The organism is Aeromonas sp. ZOR0002 (assembly GCF_963866995.1).
Classification (GTDB): Bacteria; Pseudomonadota; Gammaproteobacteria; order Enterobacterales; family Aeromonadaceae; genus Aeromonas; species Aeromonas caviae.
On record NZ_CAWMFQ010000142.1, the window covers coordinates 21614 to 31833 of the forward strand.

Genomic DNA, 10220 nt, shown 5'->3' on the forward strand with positions numbered 1-10220 from the left:
GGCCTCGCCGCGCATCACCTTGTTGTGGCGGCGCACGGAGAGGGGATGCTGCTGGCAGGCGCAGGCATACACGAAGGTGCGCTGGGCCAGCACCCCCAGATCGAAGCTGTGGGTGGTGCTGGGTTCGAGACCGAACAGCTCCCGCATCACCGACTGCCACTGGCGACCGTGGGGCAGTACCCGGCTCTTGCCGCGCCCCTCTCCCCAGAGCGCATAGACCAGCAGGTGCGCCACCTCGTGGGGCACCACTTCCCTTAAAAAGGCCTGCTGATTGGCCTGATAGAGCGCCGGATTGAAACGCAGCTCCCAGGTTTGCAGCCGCGCCGACCCTGCCGCCCGGCCCCGCATGTTGCAATGGACTTGCGGGCGGGGGAAGGTGCGGCCAAGGCGCGTTTCGGCCTGCACAAAGCAGGCTTCGACGCGCGCGAGCAGCGTCTCGATGAGGGCGGGGTCAAGCCGGGTGGCAGTGGCAGGCATGGGATCCTCGGGACAGGACACAAAAGCAAAAGGGGAGCCAGGCTCCCCTTTTATCACAACCTCGAGCCTTACAGGCCGGCGGCAGCGCGCAGCAGCTCGGCCTTGTCGGTCTTCTCCCAGGGGAACTCGTCGCGGCCGAAGTGGCCGTAAGCGGCGGTTGCCTGGTAGATCGGGCGCTTCAGATCCAGCATCTCGATGAGACCATAGGGGCGCAGCTCGAAGAACTCGCGCACCAGCTTGACCAGCAGGGCTTCGGCCACCTTGCCGGTGCCGAAGGTTTCGACGCTGATGGAGGTGGGCTCGGCCACGCCGATGGCGTAGGAGACCTGCACTTCACAGCGATCCGCGAGACCTGCGGCCACGATGTTCTTGGCCACGTAGCGGGCGGCGTAGGCGGCGGAGCGGTCCACCTTGGACGGATCCTTGCCGGAGAAGGCGCCACCACCGTGACGGGCCATGCCGCCGTAGGTGTCGACGATGATCTTGCGACCGGTCAGACCGCAGTCACCCATGGGGCCGCCGATGACGAAACGACCGGTCGGGTTGATGAAGTACTTGGTGTCCTTGTTGATCCACTCGGCGGGCAGCACCGGCTTGATGATCTCTTCGCGCACCGCTTCCACCAGATCGCTGTGGCTGATGGAGTCGCAATGCTGGGTGGAGAGCACCACGGCATCGACACCCAGGATCTTGCCTGCGTCGTCGTAGGCGAAGGTCAGCTGGCTCTTGGCGTCCGGACGCAGCCACGGCAGGGTGCCGTTCTTGCGCACTTCGGCCTGACGCTTCACCAGCAGGTGGGAGTAGGTGATGGGCGCGGGCATCAGCACGTCGGTTTCGTTGGTGGCGTAGCCGAACATCAGGCCCTGGTCACCGGCACCTTGCTCCAGCGGGTCGGTACGGTCGACGCCCTGGTTGATGTCCGGAGACTGTTTACCGATGGCGTTCAGCACGGCGCAGGAGTCGGCGTCGAAGCCCATGTCGGAGTGGGTGTAACCAATCTCGCGCACGGTGTCGCGCACGATCTGTTCGATGTCGACCCAGGCAGAGGTGGTCACTTCGCCGGCTACCATCACCATGCCGGTCTTGACCAGGGTTTCGCAGGCGACGCGCGCCTTGGTGTCCTGCTGCAGGATGGCGTCCAGCACCGCATCGGAGATCTGGTCGGCGATTTTATCGGGATGGCCTTCGGAGACCGACTCGGAAGTAAACAGCTTTGCCATGTTTGGTTCTCGATTCGTAAGGGTTATCGCCTTGGCCATAACCGGATAATGACAGGATGACTGTAGAGGTATCTACATCTGGACGTCTATTTTAAATAGGTCATCCGGTGATTGCCAGCACTATTTGGGGGTGGAGCCGCCCGGGGCGGGATGGGGAAGGGATCCACCTCCATGGAGGTAAGGTAGGGGGCGGATTGAATCGTTTTCCCCGCCCAGAAAAGCGATTGTGCTCCCAAAGCCACTTTATTCGCCCAGATAATATTTGCACGCCGCGCCCCCTGCTGGGACAATAACGCGCCTTAATCTTGGCCATCAAATGAAGCAATCGCAGGAGATACAGATGCCTTCTCGTAAAGAGCTTGCCAATGCCATTCGTGCATTGAGTATGGATGCCGTTCAAAAAGCCAACTCCGGTCACCCGGGCGCCCCCATGGGAATGGCGGATATCGCTGAAGTGCTGTGGCGCAGCCACCTCAAACACAACCCGAACAACCCCAAGTGGGCCGACCGCGACCGTTTCATTCTCTCCAACGGCCACGGCTCCATGCTGCTGTACTCCCTGCTGCACCTCTCCGGTTATGACCTCTCCATCGACGATCTGAAAAACTTCCGCCAACTGCACTCTCGCACCCCGGGTCACCCGGAGTACGGTTATGCGCCGGGCGTTGAAACCACCACCGGCCCGCTGGGTCAGGGCATCACCAACGCCGTGGGCATGGCGATCGCCGAGAAGGCCATGGCCGAGCAGTTCAACCAGCCGGGTCACGACATCGTCGACCACTACACCTACGCCTTCATGGGCGACGGCTGCCTGATGGAAGGTATCTCCCACGAAGCCTGCTCCCTGGCCGGCACCCTGGGTCTGGGCAAGCTGATCGCGTTCTGGGATGACAACGGCATCTCCATCGATGGTCACGTAGAAGGCTGGTTCACCGACGACACTCCCAAGCGCTTCGAAGCCTACGGCTGGCACGTCATCCCGGCCGTTGACGGTCACAACCCGGAAGCCATCAACGCCGCCATCGAAGCCGCCAAGGCCGAGACCGGCAAGCCGACCCTGATCTGCTGCCGCACCATCATCGGCTACGGTTCCCCGAACAAGTCCGGCTCCCACGACTGCCACGGCGCACCGCTGGGCAATGACGAGATCGCCGCCGCCCGTGCCTTCCTGAAGTGGGACCACGCGCCGTTCGTCATCCCGTCCGACATCGCCGCCGAGTGGAACGGTCAGGAGAAGGGCGCCAAGCTCGAATCCGACTGGGCTGCCAAGTTCGCTGCCTATGAAGCCGCTCACCCGGCCCTGGCTGCCGAATTCAAGCGCCGTACCACTGGCGAGCTGCCGGCCAACTGGGCTGCTGAATCCGCCAAGATCATCGAAACCCTGCAGGCCAACCCGGCCAAGATCGCGACCCGTAAAGCGTCCCAGAACTCCCTGGAAGCCTTCGGCAAGCTGCTGCCGGAATTCATGGGCGGCTCCGCGGATCTCGCGCCGTCCAACCTGACCATGTGGTCCGGCTCCAAGTCCCTGACTCCCGAGAGCGCCGCAGGCAACTACATCCACTACGGCGTGCGCGAGTTCGGCATGTCCGCCATCATGAACGGCATCGCCCTGCACGGTGGTTTCATCCCCTACGGCGCCACCTTCCTGATGTTCATGGAGTACGCCCGCAACGCCCTGCGCATGGCCGCCCTGATGAAGCAGCGCGCCATCTTCGTCTATACCCACGACTCCATCGGTCTGGGTGAAGATGGTCCGACTCACCAGCCGGTGGAGCAGATCGCCTCCCTGCGTCTGACCCCGAACATGAGCACCTGGCGCCCGTGTGACCAGGTAGAGTCCGCCATCGCCTGGAAACACGCCATCGAGCGTACCGACGGCCCGACCTCCCTGATCTTCTCCCGTCAGAACCTGGCCCAGATGGACCGCACCGCCCAGCAACTGGCCGATGCCGCCAAGGGTGGTTACGTGCTGAAGGATTGCGCCGGTACCCCGGAACTGATCCTGATCGCCACCGGTTCCGAAGTGGAACTGGCCGTTGCCGCCTATGAGCAGCTGACTGCCAAGGGCCGTGCCGTGCGCGTGGTCTCCATCCCGTCTACCGACGTGTTCGATGCCCAGTCCGCCGAGTACAAGGAGTCCGTCCTGCCGGCCGCCGTCACCAAGCGTGTGGCCATCGAAGCGGGCATCGCCGACTACTGGTACAAGTACGTCGGTTTCGGCGGCAAGATCATCGGCATGCGCACCTTCGGTGAGTCCGCCCCGGCCGAGCTGCTGTTCAAGGAATTCGGCTTTACCGTGGAAAATGTGGTTGCGACCGCAGAGTCCCTGTAATAGCTAATTGCTTTGTATAGAACTGAAAAGCGCCTCCCTTGGGAGGCGCTTTTTTATTGTAATAAAAATAGTTAAATATACTATATCTCTTGGTTCTTAATTGGATAACTTATTATTGTCTGACAATCGTTTAGTAAACACATCTGATTTCCTTTTAGTTCTGAAAAAGGAAAGTCAGAAAAATGAATGTTGTAACTGGATAAATCTAGAACTAATTTACTAGAACTGAAATCAAATCGCGCGGCATGCGTTGGGTATATACCTTCATCTTTTGGGGTTACGAGAAATGCGATTGGAAAAAATGACAATAAACTTAGTACTGTAGAATGCCCTTGATTGAAAAAGCTCACACACTTTGCGCTCAAGTGACGATCGTAAGGATAAAACCAGTAATATATATCATGGGTTTTTGTAATGGCATAGTCATCCCCTAGTACAAATTTCTTTAGTGGATCAAAGTACGGAGATTTTTGTGGTGGCTCTTTACACTCGGTCACTGATGTTGCAGATAGAATATGGCCTATCATCGCTCTGGCATATTTGGTAGGGTTTATGTCAATAGATACGGTATTATATGGGGAGGTTGGATTCTGAAAATAATTACGAATTTTACTTGTCAGCTTTTTATTTGCATCCGCAACCTCGCCATCATTGCCTCCTAAGATATTACTGTTACAGTCGCTGCAGATTGTTCTGAATTTGCTTCCATTGGTTGATGGTACGCCTTTTATTGATTTGGCACCTGCTCCCATCATTTCCATAATATGACGTTGTTCAACCTTGGTTACAGTAATTGAACCCTGCGGAGGAACATGATCTATCGAGAGTGTGCCAAATTCTCCACAAATCAAACAATATCCATCTCTGATTTTTACATGTCTTACTCTTTCTGAAATTTTACTCATCACTAACCATCCCCAAGTATCTGTAGTGACATCAATTATATGCATGAGCTTGTAGGTTCGATTAGCGAAGCGTAATCGGACGTTCGCGTTCTTTAAGACGATGTCATAAAAATAATCCCCCACATGTTACATAAAAAGAGACCGGCTATCAGCCGGTCTATTTTTATTATTTAGCGCAACCTTACACCTGCGGCGGGGTGCTTTCCGCATTGGACATCACCGCATCCATCTGCACCAGGGCGCCGGCGGGCAGTTCGCTTACCCCGAATACGGTGCGGGCAGGCAGATAGCCCGGGAAATATTTGGCGTAGATGGCATCCACGTCCGCCAGATCCGCGATGTTGGCAAGCTGGATATTGACCTTGACGATATCGTCCATCACGTGGCCGATGCTCTCGACGATGGTCTTGATATGGCCGAGGCACTGGGCGGTCTGCTCACGGACGCAACCGGTCAGCACTTTGTCTGTGGTCATGTCGAGCGGCAGCTGGCCCGCGATATGGTTGTAGTGGGAGAAGGCGACGCTCTGGGTATGCAGCGGGCTTCTCGGTGCCTTGTCGGTATTGCGGGCACGGATCACCAGATTGTGCCTGTCTTCCACCAGCTGGGGCGGGGTGCCGTCACCGTGGGAGATGACCGCATCCATCTGCACCCGGGCGCTCAGCGGCAGGGCGGCGGCACTGACCACAGAGCGGGCGGGCAGATAGGCGACGGCACGGGCGATGGCGGAGTCCGGGAAGAAGGTGGTGTAAACCTCGTTGACGGCGTCGAGATCCGCCAGATTGGTCAGATAGACGGTCACCTTGACGATGTCGTCAAAGGGCACGTCGATGCTCTCCAGCACGGTTTTGATATTGCGCAGGCACTGGGCCGCCTGCTCGCGGATGCCACCGTCAACCAGGGCGCCGGAGGCGGGGTCGAGGGGCAGCTGGGCACCGATATTGTTGTAGTGGGAGAAGGCGACGCTCTGGCTGGAGAGCGGATCCTGCGGGGCGTGGTCGCTATTGCGGGCGAGTTTGAGCAGCGGGCAGGGAGCCTGGGGGAAGGTGCCTTCCCCGTTGGAGAGCAGGGCATCCATCTGCACCCTGGCGCCGAGCGGCAGACCGGCCACCGCTAGCACTGTGCGGGTCGGCAGCGAGTGGGGGAAGAATGCCCGATAGACGGCGTTGACGGCATCGAGGTCGGCGATGTCCGCGAGGAACAGGGTCACCTTCACCATGTCCTCCATGCCGTGGCCAACGCTCTGGACGATGGCCTGGATATTGGTGAGACACTGTCTGGCCTGCGCCTGGATATCCCCTGCGACCAGCGCGCCCGTTTTCGGATCGACCGGGAGCTGGGCGGCAATATTGTTGTAGTGGGAGAAGGCCACGCTCTGGGTATAGGGCCCCAGATCCTGAGGCGCATTGGAGGTATTTCTGGCGGATTTGATGATGGTACCACTCATGGCGATACTCCTTTTCGTTTTTGATGTAGGGTCCGGGCCGCATTGTTCTTCCCTGGCCGAATGCGGCACGCTGATGACTCGTGATATTGCGGCAACAGTTGCCCGTTCCCGCCGCAGGGCGACGGAGAAAAGGAGAACGATCATCACAGTGTCGAGCCCTGTTTCGATGCAGACAGCGCGTGCAACAGACAAGGGAGAGAAGTTGGCCTGGTGATTCAGACGGGAGAATTCTAGGGGGCGGTTATCCCGGGATGCAAACCGGGATCCTGTTTCTATGAGGTGGCTCAACAGAGTGAAATATATTCATTTTGCGATTCAATTCATGACGGACATGGCAAATAAAGGTGATGATGATCCCGCTTTACCATGAAAGTGGAACCAGATAGCGCCATATTGTCGCGCATCAGGGTTACAGCCTGTGAATCCTCCGTTAATACTTTTGGCGAAATTGCAGCTTATTCTCCCGGTTTTGCATAGCTATCTATTTATCGCTCTCTCGACGCCCTGTTCAGCGCTGCCAAAATATGCTGCGGTGAGCACACTGAAATAACATTCACCCTCTTTGCATGGCCACAGTTCATGACATAAATACGGGAGAAAGAGAGGGCGCTTTTTAGCCCCTGCGGCGGAGGCTGACATGGGCGGGTCGCCACACCGCCTATGCCATATCTTTTCAGCGGCGCGAACACAACCCGCCAACAAGGCTCATACGCAAGGGGAGGGGGCCTTCCCCTTGCCTGCCCCGACTTGCCGCCCCCCGATGCATATCACTCCTGTCATGACCCTCCCTGTGAGGGGGCCCCGGAGTCCGCCCTGCTTTGCCGCCCTGACGTATCCCGCACTCCTTGCGATGCAGCCGGCTCATCTTCCCCGCACCACCCTTATTTGTGCTCTTTGTCATCAACTGCCGTTATTGCGACCTGGGTCGGGGTTTGGGTGGATTATTAACTGTATGATTAATAATGAAATCAGGGACCCTGCCGACGAGCAGCACGGATCGGCACTCATCTGCCCGGGAGTGGCACATGCGATCGCATCGCGATCCCCGTCATCTGACTTCGGAGGTTTTATGCTTGGATTCATTCTGGGTGACATGTACAGCCGCACCAGCGGGTTTCGGCCACCCCCCCGCCTAGGCAAGCACTTCCCCCTCGCCCCCGACTATCAACTGCGCGGTCGCACCGGTGCCGCCATCCTGACCATGGAGACCCTGCTCGATACCCCCTATCCCCAGAAGAAGTTCAGGGCCCTGATCTATGGCGCCTTTATCGAGCGCCAGCGTCGCCTGTTTGCCGAGCAGGTGGTCATCGGCCGGATGGAGGAGGGCCAGGACCTGGCGATCGCCATCGATCTCGCCTTTATCAGCACGGCGGTGCCCATCGGTCTGCTCGCCATCTCGGAGGAGATCGCGCTGCTGACCACCCCCCGTCCCACCCAGACCCATCCCCATCAGGCGGCCTTGAGCCAGGCGCTCGACTGCACCGCCATGCTGATGTTCTATGCCAAGGTCATTCGCCAGCGCAATGCGGTGCTTGAGCACATCGGCCACCAGTTCGGCTACAGGCCGCAGGCCGGGTTGGTGGCCAGGGTGGGCCACGGCGGGGAAGATGACTATGCCGCCTTCATGGTCAATGTGATGACCTGCATCGCCCATTCGGGCTCCTTCAAAGAGGCGCTGGAGAATGGCGTCAGGATGGGCATGCACGAGCCCGCCTTTTTCTGTATCGTCGGCGCCCTGGCCTCGACCCTGTGGGGAGTGCCCAAACCCTGGGCCCATGAGATCTCTCGATTCATCCAGCGCCAGCACCCCCACTATCTCCAGATCCTGCTGCGGGGCGAAGCCAGGGTGGGCCGCAGACAGATCAACCTGGAGCCTCCCAAACCGCCGCTCTGTGCACCGGTCAAGCGCCAGGTAAACCGCTTCCTGAAGTGGGCCTTCTAGGGCCATGGGAGTGCTCTCGAGGTGCGGGCCCATGGTGCCATCCCATCGGCCCGACCCTCCTGAGGGTCATCACGGGGCTGTTATCTCACTGACCCCTGCTCCCCGGCTACCTTGCCCAAGAGGGGATGGCCAGAAAAGCCAACGGCTGCACAGGGGACAAGGGGCGGGTAGAAGGTGATCCACCTCGCCTTTTGATGTGAACGTCTTTTGATGTTTGGTGCCATACGATACCATGCAGCGTGTGTTCCTGTTGGGGGTGGTGCCGCCCATCGTCCCCGTGGCTGGCCGCTTGTCCTGTCATGCCCTCGGGATGCACAATCCGGGGCCGCCACGGCAACCCCTTATCGCCATAGCCAACAGGACGGAGTATCAGGATGGCCATTGCCATTGAGCAGTCGGACAACACACTGAGGGTGAACAAGGATCGCTACGATCTGGGCCGCATCGTCGGCGTGCAGGTAAAAGCACTCGGCTGGATGGATAGGCTCAAGAAGAGCTTGTTGCTGGGAGTGGTCACCTCCAGTGTGCTCTTTTACTTCACCCCTTCCTACGAGCAGGCGGGCAACTGGCTCATCATGCTCTTCCTGCCTCTGATGGGTTTTCTGTTTGGCGCCCTGATGGGGCTGCTCTCCTGCGCGAAATATGAGTTTTGCATCGAATTTTCCCACGCCGACGAGACGGGCGTGCAGTGGATCACCGCCGCCAGGAGTCGGCATGTCGCCGATTATGAGGCCTTCAAGGCGCAGGCGGCCAGGTTGAAAGAGCGGCTCGGGTAGGGAGCACAGAGTGACGGGTCTGCGCCATCTGGCGCCAGGCATAACAACAAGCCCGATCAGGTGCACCTGTTCGGGCTTGTTCCATTAGGGGGAGGGCGCTCGGGGAGCGGCTCAGGCGGGATAGAGGGCGCCCAGCACCGCCGGGCGGCTCGCCCCGGTCACCGCAGGCAGGTTGCCCGGCTTTCGCTGGATAAAGCGTTGTGCCAGCCAGGCAAAGGCGGCCCCTTCCACCCAGTCCGGTGCAAGGCCGAGCTGGGCGGTGCTGGTCAGATGCCAGTCGGGCAGCAGGGCAGCAAGCTCCGCCAGCAGCGGGGCGTTGTGGGCGCCGCCGCCGCAGACAAACAGCTCGGGCCGGGTTGGCGCATCACGGTGGGCGGGCAACTGGCGGGCGATGCTGTGGCAGGTGAGGGATTGCAGGGTACGCTGCACATCTGCGGGGGCGTATGTGCAGCCGTCCAGCTCGCCGTCGAGCCAGTCGAGGGTGAACATCTCACGCCCCGTGCTCTTGGGGGCGGGGGCGGCGAAGTAGGGGTGAGCCAGCAACTGCTCCAGCAGCGCAGGAACAAGCCTGCCGCTGGCGGCCCACTGGCCACCGGCATCATAGCTGTCACCGTGCGGATGGTGGCGGCGATACCAGCCGTCGAGCAGGGTATTGGCGGGGCCGGTATCGAAGCCATATACCCCTGAACCCGCCCCCCCGTCGGCCTGGCCGGGCAGCACCGAGATATTGGCAATGCCGCCGAGGTTCAGCACCACCCGAATGGCGTCGGGGCGGGCAAAGAGCGCCTGATGGAAGGCGGGCACCAGGGGGGCCCCCTGACCGCCGAGGGCCATGTCCATGGTGCGAAAATCGGCCACCACGTCGATGCCGGTCAGGGCCGCCAGCAGGGCCGCGTTGCCGATCTGCAGGGTAAAGCCGAGGGCAGGGCGGTGGCGTATGGTCTGGCCATGACTGCCGATGGCGCGAATCTCCTTGGGAGTCAGCGCCGCCTTGGCGAGCAGGGCCTGGGTGGCGGCGGCAAATTCGCGGGCCACCAGGTTATCGGCGACCCCCATGCGGTCGATTTCGTTCTCCCCCGGGGTGCAAAGCTCATGCAGGGTGCGAGCCGTATCGGCAGGGC

8 protein-coding genes are annotated in these 10220 nt (G+C 59.9%); 3 read left to right on the forward strand and 5 right to left on the reverse strand.

Annotation, left to right across the window (positions count from 1 at the left end):
• Together AACR77_RS08580 and metK are read right to left on the reverse strand one after the other, a co-directional pair.
• On the reverse strand, positions 1 to 477 hold a 477-nt coding region (locus tag AACR77_RS08580), incomplete at its 3' end, for a SprT family zinc-dependent metalloprotease (protein ID WP_042880815.1).
• Between the two features lie 68 nt (positions 478 to 545).
• The gene (gene metK / locus AACR77_RS08585; RefSeq protein ID WP_010673869.1) at positions 546 to 1697 is read right to left on the reverse strand and encodes a methionine adenosyltransferase; all 1152 of its coding nucleotides are present in this window, start codon (positions 1695 to 1697) and stop codon (positions 546 to 548) included.
• Between the two features lie 340 nt (positions 1698 to 2037).
• Here metK and tkt point away from each other — a divergent pair, with 340 nt between their 5' ends.
• Positions 2038 to 4029: a transketolase gene (gene tkt / locus AACR77_RS08590; RefSeq protein ID WP_039040146.1), complete on the forward strand. Its 1992-nt coding sequence runs from the start codon at positions 2038 to 2040 to the stop codon at positions 4027 to 4029.
• Between the two features lie 80 nt (positions 4030 to 4109).
• Here the strand turns inward: tkt and AACR77_RS08595 are convergent, their stop codons facing one another.
• Both AACR77_RS08595 and AACR77_RS08600 read right to left on the reverse strand, forming a co-directional pair.
• The gene (locus AACR77_RS08595) at positions 4110 to 4934 is read right to left on the reverse strand and encodes a metal-binding protein (protein ID WP_081999418.1); all 825 of its coding nucleotides are present in this window, start codon (positions 4932 to 4934) and stop codon (positions 4110 to 4112) included.
• A 181-nt stretch (positions 4935 to 5115) separates the two neighbouring features.
• Positions 5116 to 6381 carry a RidA family protein gene (locus tag AACR77_RS08600; protein ID WP_042880817.1) on the reverse strand — a complete coding sequence of 422 codons (1266 nt, stop codon included), beginning with the start codon at positions 6379 to 6381 and terminating at the stop codon, positions 5116 to 5118.
• A gap of 1069 nt (positions 6382 to 7450) precedes the next feature.
• On the opposite strand from AACR77_RS08600, the gene AACR77_RS08605 reads away from it, so the two are divergent.
• Together AACR77_RS08605 and AACR77_RS08610 are read left to right on the forward strand one after the other, a co-directional pair.
• Positions 7451 to 8323, forward strand: coding sequence for a hypothetical protein (locus tag AACR77_RS08605; RefSeq protein WP_041212597.1), 873 nt, complete (start codon positions 7451 to 7453; stop codon positions 8321 to 8323).
• Positions 8324 to 8697: 374 nt separating this feature from the next.
• Positions 8698 to 9099, forward strand: a complete 402-nt coding sequence (locus AACR77_RS08610) for a hypothetical protein (protein ID WP_225159494.1) — start codon at positions 8698 to 8700, stop codon at positions 9097 to 9099.
• 111 nt (positions 9100 to 9210) lie between these two features.
• On the opposite strand, the gene AACR77_RS08615 is transcribed toward AACR77_RS08610, so the two are convergent.
• Positions 9211 to 10220: anhydro-N-acetylmuramic acid kinase (locus AACR77_RS08615; RefSeq protein WP_042880819.1), on the reverse strand; the 1010-nt coding region annotated here is incomplete at its 5' end.